Annotated in this window: 22 protein-coding genes; 16 read left to right on the top strand and 6 right to left on the bottom strand. The window is 65.2% G+C overall.

Going from position 1 to position 21520, the window contains the following annotated elements:
- The first annotated feature begins 26 nt into the window (after positions 1 to 26).
- Entirely contained in the window at positions 27 to 1583 is a 1557-nt protein-coding gene (gene ahpF, locus VSX79_RS12320; protein ID WP_179497259.1) for an alkyl hydroperoxide reductase subunit F, read from the top strand.
- A gap of 15 nt (positions 1584 to 1598) precedes the next feature.
- On the opposite strand, the gene VSX79_RS12315 is transcribed toward ahpF, so the two are convergent.
- A complete protein-coding gene (locus VSX79_RS12315; protein WP_179495060.1) occupies positions 1599 to 2084 on the bottom strand; it encodes a GFA family protein in 486 nt (161 codons plus the stop codon).
- 89 nt (positions 2085 to 2173) lie between these two features.
- Complete coding sequence (locus tag VSX79_RS12310) at positions 2174 to 2878, bottom strand: glutathione S-transferase family protein (protein ID WP_326913487.1); 705 nt, start codon at positions 2876 to 2878, stop codon at positions 2174 to 2176.
- Between the two features lie 103 nt (positions 2879 to 2981).
- Here VSX79_RS12310 and VSX79_RS12305 point away from each other — a divergent pair, with 103 nt between their 5' ends.
- From VSX79_RS12305 to VSX79_RS12285, 5 genes are all read left to right on the top strand, one after another.
- The gene (locus tag VSX79_RS12305; RefSeq protein WP_179497260.1) at positions 2982 to 3329 is read left to right on the top strand and encodes a winged helix-turn-helix transcriptional regulator; all 348 of its coding nucleotides are present in this window, start codon (positions 2982 to 2984) and stop codon (positions 3327 to 3329) included.
- Positions 3330 to 3466: 137 nt separating this feature from the next.
- Positions 3467 to 4657 (top strand): SGNH/GDSL hydrolase family protein, encoded by a 1191-nt coding sequence (locus VSX79_RS12300; protein WP_326913486.1) that lies wholly within the window; start codon positions 3467 to 3469, stop codon positions 4655 to 4657.
- Positions 4658 to 4813: 156 nt separating this feature from the next.
- Entirely contained in the window at positions 4814 to 5737 is a 924-nt protein-coding gene (locus VSX79_RS12295) for an alpha/beta fold hydrolase (protein WP_179495066.1), read from the top strand.
- A gap of 226 nt (positions 5738 to 5963) precedes the next feature.
- Positions 5964 to 6752: an AraC family transcriptional regulator gene (locus VSX79_RS12290; RefSeq protein ID WP_326913485.1), complete on the top strand. Its 789-nt coding sequence runs from the start codon at positions 5964 to 5966 to the stop codon at positions 6750 to 6752.
- The gene (locus tag VSX79_RS12285; RefSeq protein WP_326913484.1) at positions 6753 to 6998 is read left to right on the top strand and encodes a hypothetical protein; all 246 of its coding nucleotides are present in this window, start codon (positions 6753 to 6755) and stop codon (positions 6996 to 6998) included.
- A 10-nt stretch (positions 6999 to 7008) separates the two neighbouring features.
- Here VSX79_RS12285 and VSX79_RS12280 read toward each other — a convergent pair whose 3' ends face one another.
- Positions 7009 to 7419, bottom strand: coding sequence for a hypothetical protein (locus tag VSX79_RS12280; RefSeq protein WP_407697219.1), 411 nt, complete (start codon positions 7417 to 7419; stop codon positions 7009 to 7011).
- Positions 7420 to 7426: 7 nt separating this feature from the next.
- Between VSX79_RS12280 and VSX79_RS12275 the strand changes: the two genes are divergently transcribed.
- Complete coding sequence (locus tag VSX79_RS12275; RefSeq protein ID WP_326913482.1) at positions 7427 to 8584, top strand: serine hydrolase domain-containing protein; 1158 nt, start codon at positions 7427 to 7429, stop codon at positions 8582 to 8584.
- On the opposite strand, the gene VSX79_RS12270 is transcribed toward VSX79_RS12275, so the two are convergent.
- Together VSX79_RS12270 and pdxH are read right to left on the bottom strand one after the other, a co-directional pair.
- A complete protein-coding gene (locus VSX79_RS12270) occupies positions 8579 to 9397 on the bottom strand; it encodes a PhzF family phenazine biosynthesis protein (protein WP_326913481.1) in 819 nt (272 codons plus the stop codon). The two genes, VSX79_RS12275 and VSX79_RS12270, sit on opposite strands and share 6 nt — an antisense overlap.
- Positions 9394 to 9972: a pyridoxamine 5'-phosphate oxidase gene (gene pdxH, locus VSX79_RS12265; protein WP_179495078.1), complete on the bottom strand. Its 579-nt coding sequence runs from the start codon at positions 9970 to 9972 to the stop codon at positions 9394 to 9396. The genes VSX79_RS12270 and pdxH overlap by 4 nt, the downstream gene beginning before the upstream one ends.
- A gap of 146 nt (positions 9973 to 10118) precedes the next feature.
- On the opposite strand from pdxH, the gene VSX79_RS12260 reads away from it, so the two are divergent.
- The 8 genes from VSX79_RS12260 (at position 10119) to VSX79_RS12225 (ending at position 19171) form a co-directional block, all read left to right on the top strand.
- A complete protein-coding gene (locus VSX79_RS12260; protein WP_179495080.1) occupies positions 10119 to 11033 on the top strand; it encodes a DnaJ C-terminal domain-containing protein in 915 nt (304 codons plus the stop codon).
- Between the two features lie 3 nt (positions 11034 to 11036).
- On the top strand, positions 11037 to 12113 hold the full coding sequence (locus VSX79_RS12255) for a YihY/virulence factor BrkB family protein (RefSeq protein ID WP_179495082.1): 1077 nt from the start codon (positions 11037 to 11039) through the stop codon (positions 12111 to 12113).
- The gene (fabI, locus tag VSX79_RS12250; protein WP_326913480.1) at positions 12110 to 12937 is read left to right on the top strand and encodes an enoyl-ACP reductase FabI; all 828 of its coding nucleotides are present in this window, start codon (positions 12110 to 12112) and stop codon (positions 12935 to 12937) included. Before VSX79_RS12255 ends, fabI begins: the two co-directional genes overlap by 4 nt.
- Complete coding sequence (locus tag VSX79_RS12245) at positions 12930 to 13460, top strand: GNAT family N-acetyltransferase (RefSeq protein ID WP_179495086.1); 531 nt, start codon at positions 12930 to 12932, stop codon at positions 13458 to 13460. Before fabI ends, VSX79_RS12245 begins: the two co-directional genes overlap by 8 nt.
- Before the next feature lie 4 nt (positions 13461 to 13464).
- Positions 13465 to 14541 (top strand): chorismate synthase, encoded by a 1077-nt coding sequence (gene aroC, locus VSX79_RS12240; RefSeq protein WP_179495088.1) that lies wholly within the window; start codon positions 13465 to 13467, stop codon positions 14539 to 14541.
- A gap of 1 nt (position 14542) precedes the next feature.
- Positions 14543 to 16327, top strand: coding sequence for an SLC13 family permease (locus VSX79_RS12235; protein ID WP_179495090.1), 1785 nt, complete (start codon positions 14543 to 14545; stop codon positions 16325 to 16327).
- Positions 16328 to 16439: 112 nt separating this feature from the next.
- Positions 16440 to 17792 (top strand): dicarboxylate/amino acid:cation symporter, encoded by a 1353-nt coding sequence (locus VSX79_RS12230; protein WP_179495092.1) that lies wholly within the window; start codon positions 16440 to 16442, stop codon positions 17790 to 17792.
- A 47-nt stretch (positions 17793 to 17839) separates the two neighbouring features.
- Positions 17840 to 19171 carry a dicarboxylate/amino acid:cation symporter gene (locus tag VSX79_RS12225; RefSeq protein ID WP_326913479.1) on the top strand — a complete coding sequence of 444 codons (1332 nt, stop codon included), beginning with the start codon at positions 17840 to 17842 and terminating at the stop codon, positions 19169 to 19171.
- 4 nt (positions 19172 to 19175) lie between these two features.
- On the opposite strand, the gene VSX79_RS12220 is transcribed toward VSX79_RS12225, so the two are convergent.
- Positions 19176 to 19931, bottom strand: a complete 756-nt coding sequence (locus VSX79_RS12220; RefSeq protein WP_326913478.1) for a peptidase — start codon at positions 19929 to 19931, stop codon at positions 19176 to 19178.
- Between the two features lie 173 nt (positions 19932 to 20104).
- Here VSX79_RS12220 and VSX79_RS12215 point away from each other — a divergent pair, with 173 nt between their 5' ends.
- Positions 20105 to 21514 (top strand): cytochrome P450, encoded by a 1410-nt coding sequence (locus VSX79_RS12215; protein ID WP_326913477.1) that lies wholly within the window; start codon positions 20105 to 20107, stop codon positions 21512 to 21514.
- Positions 21515 to 21520 lie beyond the last annotated feature (6 nt).

The following is a 21520-nucleotide window of genomic DNA, read 5'->3' as shown; positions in this document are numbered from 1 at the left end:
CTGTCCGAAAGGCTCTCCCCATGCCGATGCTCGACGCCAACACGACCGCCCAGCTCAAATCCTATCTCGGCAACCTCCGCCGCCCGATCGAGCTCGTCGCGAGCCTCGAAGCGTCGCCCAAGTCGGCCGAGATGCGCAGCCTTGTGGAGGAAGTCGCGGCGCAGTCTGACCTCGTCACCGCGCGCTTCGACGGCGACGATGCGCGCAAGCCGTCCTTCGCGATCCGCGGCGATGCGGGGAAGGCCGAAGCCGTGTTCGCCGGCCTGCCGATGGGGCATGAATTCACCTCGCTGATCCTCGCGCTGCTCCACGTCGGCGGCCATCCGCCGAAGGAAGATACCGAACTGCTCGATGCGGTGCGCGCATTGGAAGGCGACTTCACCTTCGAAACCTTCTTTTCGCTGTCGTGCCAGAACTGCCCCGACGTCGTGCAGGCGCTCAACATCATGGCGGCGCTCAATCCGAACATCCGTCACACCGCGATCGATGGGGCACTGTTTCAGGACGAGGTCGAGCGCCGTCAGGTAATGGCGGTGCCCGCCGTCTTCCTCAACGGCGAACCTTTCGGTCAGGGCCGCATGGACCTTGCGCAGGTCGTCGCCAAGCTCGACACCGGGGCAGTGGCGCGTGCGGCCGAAAAGATCGCCGCGAAGGAGCCGTTCGACGTGCTTGTCGTCGGCGGCGGACCCGGCGGCGCTGCGGCGGCGATTTACGCGGCGCGCAAGGGCATCCGCACCGGCATCGTCGCCGAACGCTTTGGCGGGCAGGTGCTCGACACCCTCGGGATCGAGAATTTCGTCTCGGTCCAGCACACCGAAGGCCCGAAGCTCGCTGCGCAACTGGAAGCGCATGTGAAGGATTATGACGTCGACGTCATGAACGTGCAGGAAGCCGCCGCGCTGATCCCCGGCGGCGCGAACGGCTTGCACGAAGTGAAGCTAAAGAGCGGTGCGAGCGTGAAGGGCAAGACGGTGATCCTGTCGACCGGCGCACGCTGGCGCCAGATGGGCGTCCCCGGTGAGGCCGAATATCGCAACAAGGGCGTCGCCTATTGCCCGCACTGTGACGGGCCGCTGTTCAAGGGCAAGCGCGTGGCGGTGATCGGCGGCGGCAATTCGGGCGTCGAGGCGGCGATCGACCTTGCCGGGCTCGTTGCGCACGTGACCTTGATCGAGTTCGACAGCCAGCTTCGCGCCGACGCCGTGCTTCAGACGAAGCTGGGCAGCCTGCCCAACGTCACGGTCATCACCTCGGCGCTCACCACCGAAGTGCTCGGCAATGGCGAGAAGGTCGTCGGGCTGCGTTATCGCGACCGCAACAGGGACGAGGAGCATCTCGTCGAGCTCGAAGGCATATTCGTCCAGATCGGCCTGATCCCGAACACCGAATGGCTCGGCGATGCGGTGGCACTCAGCGATCGCGGCGAGATCGAGGTCGACGCGCGCGGCGCCACGAGCCAGCCCGGCATCTTTGCCGCGGGCGACGTGACGACCGTTCCTTACAAGCAGATCGTCATCGCGATGGGCGAGGGATCGAAAGCGTCGCTGTCGGCCTTCGATCACTTGATCCGCTCGGGCGCCTGAACCCGCGGGCCCGCATCACCCCCTCGGCCAGACCTCCGTGTCATGGTCGGGGTGCTGGTGGTTGCTCGCCTTGATGGCGCCCACATAGGCGGCCATGGTTTCCTCGGTCGTACCCTCGGCCTTGATCGGCAAATCCTCGAACAGCGACAGCTGACCTTCGACGCCGAACTGCACCCGCGGCGGGAACTGCGACGGGTCGTCGAACGACCCGGTCGTCAGGTTGATATGCTTGCTCTCGAAATAGTCATAGGCCAGCGGCGTCCCGCAGTTGCGGCAGAAGCCGCGCGCCGCCTTGTCGGAGCTGTTGAACCACGCGGGCTGCCCACGCGTCCATGTTATCGCGTCGCGCGGGACGCCGATCAGCGCGATAAAGAAATTGCCCGCTGCCTTCTGGCACATGCGGCAATGGCAGATGTGCGAGGTGTCGAGCACGGCGGCGACATGATAGCGCACCGCGCCGCACTGGCAGCCGCCCGACGCTTGGGTTTCGATCCTGTCCATGCGGCATGCTATCAAAGCCGGCGCGCGCTCACAATGGTGCGCGCGCAAGGAAGCGGTGCGCGGCGGCGACGCGCCGCGCACCGCTTCTGTCATGCGCCGTACCGCTCGATCACGTCGGCGAGCAGAACATGGCCGCGGCAGGCGCCGCTGCCGCTCGCGCTTTCGCCGCTTTCTAGCGCGGTCGCATAGACGACCGCCGGATCGGCCTCCAGCCGTGCGCGGAGCGCCGCGAGTTTCGGCCAGCGCACGGGTTTGGCGACTTCGTGGAACTCCAGCCAGCGCGCGATGCCGATGAACAATGCGTCGACCAGCGTCGGCCGGTCGCCGACCAGCCAGGGGCCGTCGCCCGCCATTTCTTCGAGCCGGTCGTGGCGTTGGATCACGGCCTCCTTGCCCCATTCGCGGAGCGACGCCTGCAGCGCCGGGCGCGGCGGGTCCATTTCGAGCGCGACCCACAGCGGGCTGAAAGCGCCGGTGAATCCGGTGTTGATGAACGCCATGACCTGCCGCATCCGGTCGCCTTCGGCCGACAGCGGGCCGGGGCTGATCCGCCGTTCGTCGTCGCGCGCGGCGAGCCAGTGCGCGATCGCCATCGTTTCGGTCAGCACCTTGCCCTCGTCGGTGATCAGCGCCGGCGTTTCGTGCCGTGCGTTGATGCGGGCATAGGCGGGCTCGCGCATTTCGCCGAGCATGTCGACGCGGCAGAGGCGATAGGGTTTGCCCAGCCACTCCAGGGCCGCGACGAGGCCCATGGAACTTCCCAGCGGGAAGCCATAGATAAGGATCGGTTCCAATGTTTTGCTCCATCGTCTTGAGGGGAGCTGCGCAGCAGTTTGCGATATAGGGGGCTCTATTCGCGCGTAAATTACGCACCTTTTTGTAACCATGGGGACAATGATGAAGGATCTGGTTTCGCGCTGTCCGATCGAGGAGGTCATGCAGCTGTTGAGCGGCCGCTGGCCGACGCTGCTGATCTATTATCTCAGTGACGGGACCAAGCGGTTCAGCGACCTGCGCCGCGACAACCCTGCGATCTCGCACAGGATGCTGACGCTCGAACTTCGCAAGCTTGAGGATGCGGGGATCGTCCGGCGGACCGAGTTCGAAGGTTATCCGCGGCGGGTCGAATATGACCTGACTGTGGACGGTGAGCGGCTCGTCCCCCTGATCGATGCGCTCGGCGGCTGGTGGGATTCGGTAACCGCGCCGGTCGTTGCCGATGCTCCCGCGACGTCAAGGCTTTGAATTAACGGCGGCTTGCACTGGATTTTATCATATATATCATTCCTTCTTACGGTGCGGACGATATTCGCTTGGTCGATGACCGGCGGTTTCCAGTCGCTGCACCGACCGGGAGTGTCCCACAGAACTGGGAGTGAATGATGCGTCATCCTTGGAAATCCGTCACTGCAGCAGCGGCGTTGCTGCTGGTCGCCGCTGCCCCCGCGCCCGCAAAGGGCGAGTGGACGCCGGCATGGTCGGCGAGCATGTGGGAGGCAACGAATGCAAGGCAGGAAGTCGCGGTCGACAATGCGACGCTGAGCTTTGCCATTCGCGTCGGTGCCGAGGGCGACCGCATCCGCCTTCGATTGTCCAACGAATATGGCGAGCCGCTGACCATCGGTGCGGTCAGCGTCCGACGGCCCGGTGGAAAAGCCGTGCCCGTCAGCTTTGGCGGTCAGACGTCGGCCCGCGCGCCGGCGGGCGCGACCCTGGTCAGCGATGCGGCGGAGCTTCAAGTCGGTGCGTTCGACCTGATCGAGATCTCGGTCTATCTTCCCGGTGCGGTAAAGCTCAACACGGTCCACGGCGCGGGGGGCGCCAAGACGCGAATATCCGCGCCGGGCAACTTCGCGCGGGAACCCTTCGTCGCGGTGCGCACGGCAGACACACGGCCGTTGCTCGCGGGCGTGGAGGTGCTGGGCAAGGCGCCGCGGCCGGTGATTGTCGCCTTCGGCGATTCGATCACGGATAACCCTGGATGCGCGAACGACGCCGTGCCGATATGCCGGTGGGGCGATGTCCTCGGCCGGCGCCTCGCACAGGAGGGCAAGCCCCATGTCGTTGTGACGCAGGCGATTTCGGGCAATCGGGTCATTTCGCGCGGCGCGGGCCCCAGCGCCGTCGAGAGGTTTGAGCGCGATGTCCTCGATCTGCCGGGCGTCACCCATGTCGTAATCCTCGAGGGGGTCAACGATATCGGCAGTTCGGGCCAGCGGCGACCGGACGGCACGACCGCGCCGACCCTGTCCCATGAACAGCTGATCGAGGGCTATCGCACGCTGATCGCAGGCGCGCATCGGCGCGGTATCAAGGCGGTCGGCATGACCATCCTGCCGTTTGAGGGGGCCAATTATCATACCGAAGCGGGCGAGGCGATGCGCATGCGTGTCAACGACTGGATCCGGACCTCGGGAGCGTTCGACGCCGTCATCGACATGGAGAAGTTCGTCGCCGACCCCGCGAATCCCAAGCGGTTGGACCCGGCACTGCAGCGGGGAGACAATCTTCACCCCGACGGGCGCGGCCAAACGCGGATAGGCGAAGCGATCCCGCTCGATATTTTCGAATGAGGTCAGGACGACATCCGACGGGCATCCACCGCCTCAAATACCGGTAAGCGCCCGGTCGCTCGCGGCCGCTTCCGGCTGCGCGGCTTCGTTGCGGCTTGCCAGCCGCGTCGATCCCCGCCAGATTGGTTTCGAAAAGAAACCAAAGGAGCGGTGCCCATGACGGCCGATTTCGAGCAGCGGCGTGTGAAGCTTTCGACCGGGGTCGAACTCGACGTCGTCGACATGGGGCCGCGCGACGCTCCGGCATTGATCTTCCTCCACGGCTTTCCGGAGTCGCATCGGACCTGGCGGCACCAGCTGCCGCATTTCGCGACCCGCTTCCGCTGCATCGCGCCCGACCAGCGCGGCTATCGCGGATCGTCGAAGCCGCAGGAGGTCGAAGCTTATACCCCCGACAAGCTGATCGCCGATATCTTCGCGCTCGCCGATGCGCTGGGCGCCGACAGATTTACGATCGTCGGTCACGACTGGGGCGGAGCGATCGCCTGGGGCGTTGCGCTCGGGGGCCAGCCGGGCGGCCTGCATCCGGCGTGGGCGGGGCGCGTGACGCGCGCGGTAATCGCCAATGCGCCGCACCCCGGCATCTTTCAGCGTCTCCTTGCGACCGACGAAGCGCAGCGCGCTGCCAGCCAGTATATCCGCACCTTCCGCGACCCCGCGAGCGATGCGATTATCGAGGAGCATGGGATCGCCGGCATTCTCGCCCATGCTTTTGCGAACCGCGTGCCGAGCGGCGGCCTCCAGCCCGCCGACGAGATCGGCCGGCTGCTCAAGGATTGGGAGGATCGCGACGCGTGCCGCGCGATGATCAACTGGTATCGCGGTTCGCCCATCAACGTGCCCGCCATGGACGAGCCCTATGCCGAGCCGCCAGCAGCGCCCTTTCCGAAGCTCGGTATTCCGACGCTGGTGATCTGGGCGCTCGACGATCTGGCGCTGCCGCCCTGCAATCTCGACGGGATGGAAAATCTCGTCCCCGACGTGAGGATCGTCGAAGTTCCCGATTGCGGCCATTTCGTGCCTTGGGAAGCGCCTGACGCGGTCAACCGCGCGATGGACGAATTTCTCGCCGCGACCTGAAGCAAGCCGTTCGTTCGACCCGAAAAAAGAGGCGGGCGGCGATCGCGCCGCCCGCCTTGGGGGGGGGTCTGATACTGCGTATTTGGGGCACGCGAACATTGTGTTGCCCACACTCATTTCCACTCGGCGGCGACCGAGGCCGTGGACTTTGGGTGGCGCGATTTAACCATATTATCGGGGAATATAGCAGGCTTTCACATTCTCCCATTCTTGCCATACTTCGGTCATGGAAGTGGGAGGACTCAGGGTCGCCTCGATCACCGACCGGATCGATGGCCCTTCGAACTGGACGATCGAACGCGATGTCCATGCGCTGATCCTTTACGAGGCGGGAAGCTATCACTGGCTCGAAACCTGGCTGGGCGACATGCGGACGTCGCTCGGCGATCCGCTGCCGGGAGAGATGTGGCTTGTTCCTGCGGGGATTGTATATCGTGCCGCGGCAAAGGGCGGCGCCGTCCGCTATAACCAGGTCGAGATTCCGGTGCCGCTTTTGTCGATCGCGCCCGACACGCGAGCGCTTGCGGCGCACCATGATCTCGCGCTCGCCGCGCTCGTCCGCGCGCTCGCGGCAGGCGACGCCTCGGCGGCCGATCCGCTGATCGCGATCCTCGCCAAGACGCTCGATCACATGATCGGGCGCGCCGAATCCCCCGCCATGACCCGTCGCATCAACGGGCTGATGATCTTCATCCAGGCGCAACTCGAAACACCGCTGACCGTCGAGGATATCGCGGCCGAGGCGGGCATGTCGGTGAACAGCCTGATTGTCCATTTCGCGCGCGCGACGGGGCGCACGCCGGCGCAATATGTCCTGCGCCAGCGGCTGCGCCGCGCGTGCTGGTTCCTGATGAACCGGCCGCTGTCGATCGCGGAAATCGCCTTCGCCACCGGATTTTCGAGCCATGCGCATCTGTGCGCGATCTTCCGGAGCAAGGTGGGCATGTCGCCCGGCGAGTGGCGGCGGCGGCATCGTTCGGCTATCTTGCCCGATGTCGAGGAAGAGGGGGCGTAAATGTCGCATACCGCCGTCATGCTCGCAGCAGGGTTCGGCCTGCTGGTCCTGCTGTGGCTCGTCATCAGGGATACGACGCGGGCGACGCGATTATTCCTGCTGCTCTGGTTCGTGGTATCGATCGGCAACCTGCTCGTCGGAGTGTTGCATGCGGGCTATGGCTGGACCGAGGAAGCGGCCATCTGGCTGCTTGTGTTCGGTGCCCCCGCCGCGGTTGCGCTCCTCGTCGGGCGTTCGCGGCGCTAGGGTCAGCGCCTCAATTTTCGGGCCGCAGCAGGCATCCGCTCGCTCCGGCATGGCGCGCGCTGCGCGACGCGAGCAGGGGTACGCTGCCGGTGACGGTCCGGGTCGCCGGATCCTCGCTCAGCGACACCATGTCCATTCCGGGTTCGAAATCGCTCTGACAGCTTTCGAGGCTGCGGCCCTGGACATAGCGGCACGAACAGCCGACGCGCGCGGCATAGGCGGATCCGAGCTCCGCCTGCGCCTTGAACGCCGGGAATTTCCAGATCGCGAAGATGGCGAACAGCACCGCGACGATGATCGCCCACGGAAGGCATCCGCCCCAGCGGCCCGGTTTCTTGCGCGGCGGCGGCGCATCCGCGGGAGGGGGCGTGGCGGCCAGCGGCTCGCCGGTTGTCGGCCCGGGCGGATTGATGTTATTCACCCTTGCCATGATCACGAAAAAACGGCTGCTGGCAAGTGCTGCGCTTGCGATGCTGGGCGCCTGGTCGCTGACCCACGCAGCGGGACAGGGCAATATGGCGCCCGCATCGCCGGCGCCCAAATTCGGCACCTCGCTCGACAGCGTCGCCGCGGCCGACCCGCCGCGCGGGCTGCCCGCCTTGCCCGCTGCGATCAGAACGCACGCCGACGCGCTGTTCACCGACGCCGGCGAGGTCGGCGAGACGCGCGCGCTGCTCGTGCTGCGCGACGGCGAATTGATCTACGAGCGCTATGGGGCGGGTTTCGGTCCCCAAAGCAAGCTGATCAGCTGGTCGATGGCGAAGAGCATTACGGCGGTGCTCATCGGCTTCCTCGTCGCCGATGGGCAATTGTCGCTCGACGGGCCGGCCCCGGTGGGAGCCTGGCAGCGCAGCGGCGATCCGCGCGGCGCAATCACGCTGCGCAACCTGCTTCACATGTCCTCGGGACTCGAACATGTCGAAAATGGCGACCCGGTCTGGCAGGGCGACACCGTCGCGATGCTGTTCGGCGGCGGGGCGGAAGATATGGCCGGCTTCGCCGAGACGAAGCCCGCCGCGGCGCAGCCGGGCGAGGTGTTCAATTACAGCTCGGCGACCAGCGTCATCCTGTCGGACATCATCGCCGACACGCTGACCCCCTCGCAAAATCCCGATGCACGCCGCGACGCGATGCGCGACTTCGTCAGCGGGCGGCTGATGGAACCGCTGGGCATGGCGAGCCTGACCCCCGAGTTCGACGCGAAGGGCACGATGATCGGCGGCTCGATCATGCACGCGACCGCGCGCGACTATGCGAGGTTCGGTGAGTTTCTGCGCAATCGCGGCGTCGTTAACGGCCAGCGGCTGCTCCCGGAAACCTGGATTCGCTTCATGCTGACGCCATCGCGGAACGACGCCGGATATGGCGGCCACATCTGGCTGAACCGCAAACGTCCCGCCGGCGTCACCCCGGCGCTCTGGCCCGATCGCGGTCCGAACGACCTCTTCGCCTGTATCGGCCACCAGGGTCAGTATATCATCGTTTCGCCATCGCAGCGGGTGACGATCGTGCGACTGGGCATCACGCGGGACGACCAGTTCCCGGCGCTGCGCCGGCATCTCGCCGATCTCGCCGAAAGCTTATAGCAGGAAATCACCCACGACCGTCGTCACGCAGGTGCCGGCAAGCTCGACCATGTCGCCATCGAGGCGGCAGCCGACATGGCCGCCGCGCGCGCTCGCCTGATAGGCGGCGAAGGCGTCGCGGCCGAGGCGCGTCGTCCAATAGGGAGTCAGTACGCTGTGCGCCGATCCGGTCACCGGATCTTCGGGGATACCGGCACCGGGCGCGAAGGCGCGGCTGACCACGTCGGCGCCCGACGGGTCGTCGATCCCCGGCGCGGTCGCGATATAAAGGATGTCGCCGTCGCTGAGCGCGGCAAGATCGGGCGTCAACGCCCGGACTTCTTCGGCGCTGCGATAGACGATCAGCGCATAGCCGCCCTCGTGCCATAGCGTTTCGGCGACGTCGCCGCCCATTGCGCGCGCGATGTCGGGCATCGGCTTCGCGCCAGCCCGATAGGCGGGCAGCTTCATGCGATAGCCTTCGTCCTCGCCATCGCGTGTGACCTGCAAAATGCCGGCCTTGCGCGTGCGAAAGCGCATCTCGTTACGCCACTGCGCCGCCGACAGCAGGACATGCCCGCTGGCAAGCGTCGCGTGGCCGCACAGCGCGACCTCGATCGTCGGGGTGAACCAGCGCAGCTCATAATCGGCCTCGTCGCTTTCGTCGGGGACGAGGAATGCTGTTTCGGCGAGGTTGTTCTCGGCCGCGATGGCTTGCAGCGTCTTGTCGTCGAGCCATTCCTCGAGCGGCATCACTGCCGCGGGATTGCCGGCGAACGGCCGGTCGGCAAAGGCGTCGACTTGCGTGATCGGAAGGCGTCGGGCTGCGCTCATGGATAAAGAAATCCTCTCGTCCAGCTGTTGCCGGCGCGCCGGAACAAGGTGCGTTCGTGCAGCCGGTGCGCCCGGTCCTGCCAGAATTCGATTCCCGAAGGATTAACGCGCCAGCCCGACCAGCGCGGCGGGCGTGGCACGTCCTGTCCTTCGAAGCGCGCCTGCATCTCGGCGAAACGCGCCTCGAACGTGTCGCGACTGTCCAGCGGACGCGACTGGTCGCTCGCCCAGGCGCCGAGCTGGCTGTCGCGGCTGCGCGTCGCGAAATAGGCGTCGGCCGTCGCGTCATCGACCGGCGCCGCTTCGCCCTCGATGCGGATCTGGCGGCGCAGCGATTTCCAGTGAAAAAGCAATGCGACGTGCGGGTTGGCCGCCAGCTCGCCGCCCTTGCGACTGTCGAGGTTCGTATAGAAGATGAAGCCATCCGGGCCATGCCCTTTCAAAAGCACCATGCGCAGCGACGGCCGGCCGTCCGGCGTCGTCGTCGCGAGCGCCATCGCGTTGGAGTCGTTGGCCTCGCTGGCGCGCGCTTCGGCGAACCAGCTGTCGAACAGGGCAAAGGGATCGTCGCTCATCGGCGCGGTCATAATGCGGCGGGAGATAATGGTCGAGGCAGATCGTCATCTCGGCGAAGGGGAACTTGACCGCGTTCCGGCACATTACCACATGGCGCGCGCAATCGGGCTTCACGCCCACTCACTTATCGGGCTACAGGAGCAAAATGGCCGATCCCTATTCCACCTTGGGCGTTGCGAAGACCGCGAGCGATGCGGAGATCAAGTCCGCTTATCGCAAGCTCGCCAAGGAACTGCATCCCGACAAGAACAAGGACAATCCGAAGGCATCGGAGAAATTTTCTGACGTCACAAAGGCCTATGACCTTTTGTCTGACAAGACGAAGCGTGCGCAATATGATCGCGGAGAGATCGACGCCGACGGCAATCCTGCCATGCCGTTCGGCTATGGCGGCGGCGGTGGAGGGTTTCGCGGCGATCCGCGCGGGCAGGGCGGTTTCGGCAACGACAGTGCCGATTTCGGCGACATTTTTGAAGGGCTGTTCGGCGGCCGCGGTGGCGGGCCGTTCGGCGGGTTCGGCGGGCGCAGCGCGCCGCCGCAAAAGGGCGCCAATGTCGCCTATCGCCTGTCGGTGTCCTTCATCGACGCTGCGACACAGGCGCCGCAGCGGATCACGCTCGCCGACGGCGGCACGATCGATTTGAAGCTCCCCGCAGGCGTCGAAACCGGGACGCAGATGCGCCTTGCCGGCAAGGGGCAGGCCGGTCCCGGGGGCACCGGCGACGGCATCGTGACGATCACGGTGAAGGATCACCCTTTCTATGAGCGCGAGGGTGCCAACATCCGCCTCGACCTGCCGGTCACGCTGAACGAGGCGGTGAAGGGCGCGAAGGTCAAGGTGCCAACGGTCGACGGACCGGTGATGCTGTCGATCCCCGCGGGCTCCTCTTCGGGCAAGGTCATGCGTCTCAAGGGCAAGGGCTTCAGCCAGAAGGGCGGCGGGCGCGGCGACCAGCTTGTGCGGCTGATGGTCGATCTGCCGGCCGACGACGCGGCGCTGATCAAGCTGCTCAGCGAATGGACCGATCCGCGCAATGTGCGGGCGGATCTCGGCGTGTGATGCGTGGCTGAAGCCAGCGAAAAGAAGATCGTCGCCGCGCTCGAGCGCGAGGTCGCCGACGAGGTCGGCAAGGAATTTCTGGCCGAAGGCCATTCGCCGCACTCACCCGAAGCGCGCGCCGAGCGTGCCAAACGCGTCAAGCTGCGCGCCCGGGCGCAGGGGATCATCGAGCGCGGCCGCGAACAGCTCGGCCCCGGCACGCGCGCCTATCATATCGTTCGCCGCGTCGTTGTCGGCACCTATACCGATGGCTTCATCCACGCGGGCAATCTCGCCTATCTGGCGCTGATCGCGCTCTTTCCCTTCTTCATCCTGCTCGCGGCGGCGCTGTCGATCTTTGGGGGCAGTGTCGGCGGGGAAGCGGCGGTCGAGGCGGTGTTTTCGACGATGCCGCCGACGGTCGCAAAGGCGCTGTCGGGCCCGATCCGCGAAGTGATGACCGCGCGCACCGGGATATTCCTGTGGCTTGGCGCGCTCGTCGCGCTGTGGACCGTGGGCAGCCTGATCGAAACGGTGCGCGACATTTTGCGCCGCGCCTATGGCACGCATTTCAGCAAGGGCTTCTTTCACTACCGCCTGCTGTCGATCGGTATCATCACGGGCGCCGTGGTGCTGATGCTGCTGTCGTTCAGCATGCAGGTGCTGATCGTAGGGATCGAACAGTTCGTGACGCGCGTGCTGCCCGAGCAATATCAGGCGTGGGGCGTCGTCCTGATCTCGCGCGGCGTGTCGGGCGCGGGCCTGTTCCTTGCCATCTATATGCTCTTCTACAGCCTGACGCCGTCGAAATACCGCCAGCTCAAATGCCCGAAATGGCCGGGCGCGCTGTTCACGACGCTCTGGTGGATCGGCGTCACCCTCGCGCTGCCACCGCTGCTCGCCAGCTTGCTCAGCTACGACGCAACCTATGGCAGCCTTGCGGGTGTGATGGTCGCGCTTTTCTTTTTCTACCTCGTCGGATTGGGTATGGTGATGGGCGCCGAACTCAACGCCGCGCTCGTCGAGGTTGAGGATTTGGGCCACGACGCTATTGGGCGCGTCGACGACGTAATTATTGCAAAGGCCGGAGAAGAAAAATGACGGGTCTGATGAAGGGCAAGCGCGGGCTGATCATGGGCTTGGCGAATGACAAATCGCTTGCCTGGGGCATTGCCAAGGCGCTGCACGCGCATGGCGCAGAATTGGCGATTTCGTATCAGGGCGACGTGATGCTCAAGCGCGTCAAGCCGCTCGCCGACGAACTCGGCTGCGATTTCCTGATCGATTGCGACGTGTCCGACATGGACAATCTGGACGCGGCATTCGCGACGCTTTCAGGACGCTGGCCGACGATCGACTTCGTCGTCCATGCGATCGGCTATACGAACAAGGAAGCGCTGCGCGGCCATTATGCCGATGTGACGCTCGACGACTTCCTGATGACGATGAATATCAGCGTCTACAGCTTCACCGCGGTCGCCAAGCGCGCGGCATCGATGATGACGCCCTTCGACCCCGAAACCGGCAAGGGCGGTGGCTCGCTTCTCACGCTCAGCTATTATGGTGCCGAAAAGGTCATCCCGCATTACAACGTCATGGGCGTCGCGAAATCGGCGCTTGAAACCAGCGTCAAATATCTCGCCAACGATTATGGCCCGCAGGGCGTGCGCGTGAACGCGATCTCGGCGGGGCCGATCAAGACGCTCGCGGCGTCGGGGATCGGCGACTTCCGCCTGATCCTGAAATGGAACGAGCATAATGCGCCGCTTCGCCGCAACGTCACGATCGACGATGTGGGCGGTTCGGCGCTCTATCTGCTCAGCGATCTGGCAAGCGGCGTGACGGGTGAGACGCATCATGTCGACGCGGGTTATCACACCGTCGGCATGAAGCAGGAAGACGCGCCGGACATCTCGCTTGTCTGACGAAACCGGTATCCGCGCCGCGACGGCGGCGGATGCCGAGGCTATCGACACAATCGTCCGGGCCGCGTTCACCGGGACCGATTTCGGCCATCAGGGTGAAGCCGAGCTGGTGCGCATGATCGAGGCAGACGGCGACGCGCTGGTGTCGCTCGTTGCCGAACGGGACGGTGTAATCGTCGGGCATGTGCTGTTCAGCCTGATGGATATCGAGGCCGACGGCGTCGCGCTTTCGGGAGCCGGTCTTGCCCCCGTGTCGGTCGCGCCCGAACGGCAGGGGCAGGGTATCGGCGATGGTCTGATCCGCGCCGGGCTGGACCAACTGCGTGGGCAGGCCGTCCGGATCAGCTTCGTCCTCGGCCACGAATCCTATTACCCCCGCTTCGGCTATTCGCCCGACCTCGCCGCGCGCTTTGCATCGCCCTTTGCCGGGCCGCATTTCATGGCGATGATGCTGGACTCGGACGCGGCTTGGCCGCTAGGCGGACGGGCGGATTACGCTCCCGCATTCGGCCGGATGGGATAGGGTAATGAGTTTCAACAGCTTCGGACGCGTCCTTCGCTTCACAACCTGGGGGGAAAGCCACGGCCCCGCGCTCGGCGCGGTCGTCGACGGCTGCCCGCCGCGCCTGTCGCTGTCCGAAGCCGATATCCAGCCCTTTCTCGACAAGCGCCGCCCCGGCCAGTCGCGCCACACGACGCAGCGGCAGGAACCCGACCAGGTGCGCATCCTGTCGGGGATTTTCGAAGGCAAGACCACGGGCACGCCGATCAGCCTGATGATCGAGAATGTCGACCAGCGCTCGAAGGATTATGGCGAGATCGCGCAGGCCTACCGCCCCGGCCACGCCGATTATGCCTATGATGCCAAATATGGCATCCGCGACTATCGCGGCGGTGGCCGGTCGAGCGCGCGCGAGACCGCGGCGCGCGTCGCGGCGGGCGGCGTCGCGCGGCTCGTGATCCCGGAGGTGCAGATCCATGCCTGGGTGGCCGAAATCGGCGGCGATGCGATCGACCCCGCGAACTTCGACCTCGAAGAGATTGATCGCAATCCCTTTTTCTGCCCCGACCCCGCGGCGGCGCAGCGCTGGGAAGGGCTGATGGACGCGGCGCGCAAGGCGGGCAGCTCGCTGGGCGCCGTCATCGAATGCGCCGCCAGCGGCGTCCCCGCCGGTTGGGGTGCGCCCATCTATGCCAAGCTCGACAGCGACCTCGCCGCCGCGATGATGGGCATCAATGCGGTCAAGGGCGTCGAGATCGGTGCCGGATTCCACGCCGCGCGCCTGCGCGGTGAGGAAAATGCCGATCCGATGCGCCCCGCGACCGACGGCAGCAACCGTCCCGATTTCCTGTCGAACAACGCCGGCGGCATCGCGGGCGGCATCTCGACCGGGCAGCCGGTGGTCGTGCGCGTCGCCTTCAAACCGACCAGCTCGATCCTCACCCCCGTTCCGACCGTGAACAGGGCGGGAGAGGCGACCGATATCGTCACCAAGGGGCGCCATGACCCCTGCGTCGGTATCCGCGGCGCGCCGGTGGTCGAGGCGATGATGGCGCTCGTCCTCGCCGACCATAAATTGCTCCACCGCGCGCAGAACGGCTGACATGATCGAGGCGCTCCGGGCTTTTATCGAAGCGCATCAGGCCGCCCTGTCGCTGATCATATTGGCGGCGATGTTCACGGGCTTCCTGATGGAACGGCTGCCCGCGACTGTCATCGCGATCCTGGGTGCCTGCACCTATCTGGCGCTCGGCATCCTCGACGCCGACGGCCTCTATTCGGTCTTTTCCAACTCGGCGCCGATCGTCATCGGCGCGATGTTCGTGCTGTCGGGCGCGCTGATCCGCACCGGCGTGATCCAGCGCGTCGCCGACGCCATCATGAAGCGGGCGGAGAAGCACCCGCGGCTCGCCATCGTCGAAGTCCTTGTGGGGGCGCTCGTCGCGTCGGCCTTCCTGAACAATACGCCCGTCGTGGTCGTGCTCATCCCCATCATGATGAAACTGGCGGAGGTCACCGGGGTCAGCGCAAAAAAGCTGCTCATGCCGCTGTCGATTGCCGCGGTGCTCGGCGGCACGTTGACCCTGATCGGCACCTCTACCAACCTCGTTGTCGACGGTATCGTGCGCCAGGCGGGAATGGAGCGTTTCGGCATTTTCGAAATCACCCCCATCGGCCTCGTCACCGCCGCGTCGGGAATGATCGGGCTTGCGCTGATGTGGTGGCTGCTCCCCGCCGACAAACCGATCAAAGGACCCGCCGGGACGCATGATGCGCATCAATATCTGACCGAACTGGTGCTCGAAGAGGATGACTATCTCGTCGGGATGACGGTCGAGGCGTTCCGCGACCTGCCGCGCTCGGGGCGTGTCGTCGGCGTCCGCCGCGGTTCCGCGGTCGTCCTCGGAGCCGAACTCGAGCATTGGACGCTCGCGGCGGGCGACCGGCTCATCCTTCGCGTCGACGGTGCGACCTTGATGACCTGGCGCGAGCAGGGGCGCTTCCGTCTTGGCATCGGCAGCGGCGATCCGGACGAAAATGACATGGTCGTCGAAACGATGATCGCGTCGAACCACCCCGCGATCGGCCAGCGGCTGATCGATATCCCCTTCCTGCAAAAAGTCCGCGCGCGGATCATCGGCCTCGACCGTCCGGCACACGAACCGGGGCCCGACCTTGCGAGCGTCCGCATCCGCCCGGCCGACCGCCTGCTCGTCGCGGGCGGTCCGGCCGAGGTCGAGGCGCTGCGCGACAACCCGCACCTGATCGGCGCTGACCTTGCCAAGGTGCGCGCCTTTCGGCGCGGCAAGGCGTGGATTGCGATCCTGTGCATGCTTTCCGTCGTCGCGCTCGCCGCGCTCGATGTCATGTCGATCGGCGTTGCCGCGATCATCGCGATCGGCGTGATCCTCGTGACACGCTGCATCGACAGCGAGGAAGCGTGGGGCACGATTGACGGCGACGTGCTGATCCTGATTTTCGCGATGCTCGCGGTCGGCCTCGCGCTCGAACAGAGCGGGGCGGTGACGATGATGGTCGGTTGGGTCAAGCCCGTACTCGCGGGCCAGCCCATGTGGGTGCTCGTCTTCGGAATTTATTTCTTCGCGCTGATCCTCTCCGAACTGCTCAGCAACAATGCGGTCGCCGCGTTGATGACGCCGGTGACGCTTGCCATCGCCAGCGAATTGGGGGTCGATCCGCGGCCGCTCGTCATCGCGCTGATGATCGGAGCGTCGGCCTGCTTCGCGACCCCGATCGGTTACCAGACCAACACGATTGTCTATGCCGCGGGCGACTATCGCTTCGTCGATTTCGTGAAGATCGGGGTGCCGCTCAATATCATCACCGGGGTTTCGACCTGCCTCGCGATCACCTTCTTCATAACCTGACGGCATAGCGGGCGAACCGCCTGCCCCTTGACGCTGCGGCCCGCGACGGGTCAAAGGGGGGAGAATCTGGCCGGTCACGGCGTGCCATAATGACTATTCGGGGGACGGCCGCATGGACCGCAAGCTTACATGGTATATTCTCGCGGGCATGGTGCTCGGCGTGGTCGTCGGCTATGCCGTGCACGTCGGGATTCCCGCGAGCGATCCGTGGTTCGAGCATCTCGCCAAGACCTTCAAGCTGCTTTCCGACGTTTTCCTCAACCTCATCAAACTGCTCGTCGCGCCGCTCGTGCTGTCTACGATCGTCGTCGGCATCGCCCATATGGGTGACAGCAGCGCACTCGGACGGATCGGCGTGCGCGCGCTCACCTGGTTCATCACGGCGAGCTTCGTCTCGATTGCGCTCGGCCTGTTGATGGTCAACCTCTTCCAGCCCGGCGTCGGTGCGCCGATCCCCGACGCGGTCGAAGCGGCCAAGATGGTGGGCGAAGTCAAGAAGCTCGATGCCTGGGAATTCACGCTTTCGATCTTCCCCAAAAATGCGCTCGAGGCGCTCGCGACCAACAATATCCTTCAGATTCTCGTCTTCTCGATCTTTGCCGGGGTCGCCTTGTCGGCGATCGGCGATAAGGGCGCGCCGCTCGTGCGCGGGGCCGAGGCGCTCGCCGAAATGATGCTGCAGATCACCGGCTATGTGATGCGCTTTGCGCCTTTCGCGGTGTTCGGCGCGATCGCGAAGGTCGTCGCGGCAAGCGGGCTCGGCATCCTCGCAACCTATTTCGAATTGCTCGTCGAATTCTATGTCTCGCTGGTGCTGCTCTGGATCATCCTGCTGACGATGGGCTGGGTATTCCTGCGCCAGCGGATATGGCAGCTCATCCGCTACATTCGCGAACCGCTGCTGCTCGCTTTCTCGACCGCTTCGTCGGAAGCCGCGCTGCCCAAGATGTTCGAACAGCTCGATCGCTTCGGCGTGCCGCGCCGCATCTCGGGCTTCATGCTGCCGCTGGGCTACAGCTTCAACCTCGACGGCTCGATGATGTATATGAGCTTCGCGACCATCTTCATCGCGCAGGCCTATGGAATTGACCTGTCGATCGGCACGCAGATACTGATTCTGCTCACGCTGATGATCAGTTCGAAGGGTATCGCTGCCGTGCCGCGCGCCAGCCTGGTCGTTATCACCGGCACGCTCGCGCAATTCGGCCTGCCGGTCGAGGGCGTCGCGATCATCCTCGCGATCGACCAGTTCCTCGACATGGGGCGCACCGCGACCAATGTGGTCGGCAACGCGGTTGCGACGAGCGTCATCACCAAGTGGGAAGGGATGCTTGAAGTGCCCGAACCCGCCGAAGCCGAACGGCCGCACGCGCCGTCGCATACGCCGCATCATGGAACCCGCGGGCTCGATCTTCGTGATACGAACGAGGCGGGGGATAACAAGCCAGCGGCCGATAACGCATAACGCGCGTGCTGCCGGCCGTCCGATTTGGACGAGCAAGGAGCCGAGCCATGGCCGAGACAGCGGCAATCGACGAAGCCGAGCGCGATGAGGCGCGCGCGCGGCGGCTGCGCTGGCGGATGCTTGTCGGCTTCCTGGCAGGCCTCGCTATCGGTATCGCCGTCCATTATGGTGCGCCCGGCGCCGCATGGGTCGAAACGATCACCACCTATGTGACGGGTCCGCTGGGGCAGATATTCCTGCGCCTGCTTTTCATGCTCGTCATCCCGCTGCTCGTCTCGGCGCTGATTGTCGGAGTCGCCGAAATGGGCGAGATGCGCGCGCTGAAATCGGTCGGCCTGCGCACACTCGTCTATACGATCGCGGTCTCGACGATCTCGGTCGTCATCAGCCTCGCCGTCGTCAACCTGCTCCAGCCGGGTGCCGGGGTCGACCCGGCGCTGGCGCGCTCGCTGATGGCGGAGGGCGCCGCGGGCGCGCAGGCGATCGCCGATCGTGCGGGCGAATCGAAATCCGGGATGGACGCGGTGGTCGCGATCGTCCCCGACAATATCTTCGCCGCGATGGGTGCGAACGATGTGCTCGCGGTAATGTTCTTCGCGCTGTTCTTCGGCATCGGGCTGATGCTGGTGAGCACCCCGCGCACCGAGACGCTGAAGACCGCGATCGAGGGCGTTTTCGAAGTGGTGATGAAGCTGATCGGCCTCGTCATCCAGCTCGCGCCGATCGCCGTCTTCTGCTTCATGTTCAACCTTGCCGCGCAGTTCGGTTGGGACCTCATCATCCGCCTGTCGGCCTTTGTCGGCGTCGTCTTGCTCGCGCTCGCGCTTCAGATGTTCATCGTCTTCCCCATCCTGCTGAAGACGCTGGCCGGGAAATCGCCGGTCCTTTTCTTTCGCCAGACGCAGGAGGCCTTCGTGATGGCCTTTGCGACCGCCTCGTCGAATGCAACGCTGCCAACCGCGCTGCGCGTCGCGCACGACCAGTTGCGGCTTCCTGACAAGGTCGCGCGCTTCGTGCTGACCATCGGCGCGACCGCGAACCAGAATGGCACTGCGATGTTCGAGGGCGTGACCGTGATCTTCCTCGCGCAATTCTTCGGCATCGACCTGACACTTCAGCAGCAGATCGTGGTGATGCTGGTGTGCATATTGGGCGGGATCGGCACCGCGGGCGTGCCCGCCGGATCGCTGCCGGTGATCGCGCTGATCCTCGCATCGGTCGGGGTTCCGCCCGAAGGGATCGGGCTGATCCTCGGCGTCGACCGCTTCCTCGACATGTGCCGCACGACGCTCAACGTTATCGGCGATCTCGTAGCCGCAACGGTCGTGTCGGCGGGAGTGAAGGACGGGGCGGCGGCAAAGACCGCCCCGCCTTCCTGAACCCTCAGTCGGGGCGGGTCTTGTTCGCCCGGTCGCTGCGCGCGCGGCCAGCCGCCGGCGGCGTCACGCGCGGCGTGGGGGCGCTGCGAACCGCCGGCGCGGGCCGCGGGCCGCGGTCCGGACGGGCCGACGGAGCAGGGCGCGCGGGCGAAGAGGTGTCGCGGCCCGGGCGCGGACGGACCGCGCCGGGACCGCGATCGGGGCGTCCCGGATTGCCTGCGACGGGCGGCTGGCCCGGACGACCCGGTCGCGTGCCGCGCGGGCCGTCATTGTCGCGATCACCGCGATTCCAACCGCCCGGACGGCCGGGGCGACCATCGCCGGGGCGTCCATCGCGGTCGCCATGGTTCCATCCCGGACGGCCGGGCTTCCAGTCCTTGCGTCCGCCATGATGTTTCCACCATGCGCGGCGCCCGCCCCAATAGTTGAGATACTGGCCGCGCAGCGGATAACGGTTGCGGTAATTGTCGAACATCCACATGCCGTAGCCGGGGTAATAATAATCGTCGTACCAGCCGCCGCCGAATCCGATGTTCACAAAGCCGCCGCCATAATCCGACGCATCGTAACAGTCGTAGCCATAGCCGTCGCCATAGGCATAGCCGTCATAATCATAATAGGCGTCGCCGTAGCGCGCGGCGCAATCGCCGCCCGACGCATAGCTCGCGCCATAGACGTCGCCATAATAGCAGCCGCCGAGCGTCGTCGCGGCGAGCGCGGCGAGCGCGATGGAAAGGGGACTCTTCAAACTCTTCGCCATGGGCTTTGTCCTTTGGGGTCCAACGGTTGCGGCCCCTCACTCGATCAGCAAATTGCACGAGTCGAGTTGAATTTGCGGTGAATGGTGTCCCGCACCTCGAAATGCCTTACTTGCATCGATGTCAGTAGTGGGTTACGCCTAGTGTCGATACATGATGGACGAGGATCGACCCGATGAACGCGCCGACGAATATCCAGCCCGCGAGGAGCGAATGGTCCGAAAAGCGCTTTGGCCCGGAAACGCGGCACTGGCTGCCGCGCAACCCTGACAGCGCGATCGATCATATCCCGGGCGAGGACGGTATGCCGGTGATCGGCAACACGCTCGAACAGCTTCGCGACTATCGCGGCTTCACGAAGCGGATGGTCGCCAAATATGGCCGCGTCTATCGCAACAACAGCTTTGGCGGGCGCAGCGTCGCGCTCCACGGACCCGAGGCGAACGAACTCGTCATGTTCGACCGCGAGAAGATTTTCTCGTCCGAACAGGGCTGGGGGCCGGTGCTCAACCTGCTCTTCCCGCGCGGGCTGATGCTGATGGATTTCGAAAAGCATCGCGCTGATCGCAAGCTGCTGTCGGTCGCGTTCAAGCCCGAACCGATGCGTCACTATGCCGATTCACTCAATGAAGGGATCAGGGATCGGATCGGCCAGTGGAGCGGCAAGACCTTCAAATTCTATCCGGCGATCAAGGAGCTGACGCTCGACCTCGCCGCGACGAGCTTCCTCGGCATCCCCTGGGGGCCTGAGGCCGACAAGGTCAACAAGGCGTTCGTCGACATGGTGCAGGCGTCGATCGGCGTCGTGCGCGTGCCGCTGCCCTTCACCGCGATGGGCCGCGGGGCAAAGGGGCGCGCCTATCTGGTCGATTATTTCGGCAAGATGGTGCCCGAGCGCCGCGACGGCACCGGCGAGGATATGTTCAGCCAGATCTGCCGCACGCGCGACGACAATGGCGACTATATGAGCGTCGAGGCGATCGTCGACCATATGAACTTCCTGATGATGGCCGCGCACGACACGATCACCAGCTCGATCACGTCTATGGTCTGGGAACTCGCGAAGCATCCCGAATGGCAGGATAAATTGCGCGAGGAGATGCTCGCGGTGTCGCCGGCGGGCGAAGGGGTCGGCCACAACAGCCTCGGCCAGCTTGAAATGACCGAATGGGCATTCAAGGAAGCGCTGCGGCTGGTGCCGCCTGTACCAAGCTTCCCGCGCCGCGCGCTCAAGGATTTCGAATATGGCGGCTACCGCATCCCTGCGGGTACCTCGGTCGGCGTCAGTCCCGCCTATACGCACATGATGGAAGAGCATTGGCCCGAGCCCGAGACGTTTGACCCGATGCGCTTCTCGCCCGAAGTCGCCCGCGAGCGGCACAAATATGCGTGGGTGCCCTTCGGTGGCGGCGCGCATATGTGTCTCGGACTGCACTTCGCCTATATGCAGGCGAAAATATTCTTCCACCATGTCCTCACGACGCACCGCATCGTTGTTGAGGACGGCTATGCGCCCGAATGGCAGGTGCTGCCGATCCCGCGGCCCAAGGATGGGCTGACGGTGCGCTTCGTCCCGCTCGGCTAGCTGCTT

The sequence above is a fragment of the Sphingopyxis chilensis genome (assembly GCF_035930445.1).
In the GTDB taxonomy this organism is placed as follows: Bacteria; Pseudomonadota; Alphaproteobacteria; order Sphingomonadales; family Sphingomonadaceae; genus Sphingopyxis; species Sphingopyxis chilensis.
The sequence above is the reverse complement of the archived record's forward strand: the minus strand, read 5'-3'. Positions and strand labels throughout refer to the sequence as shown.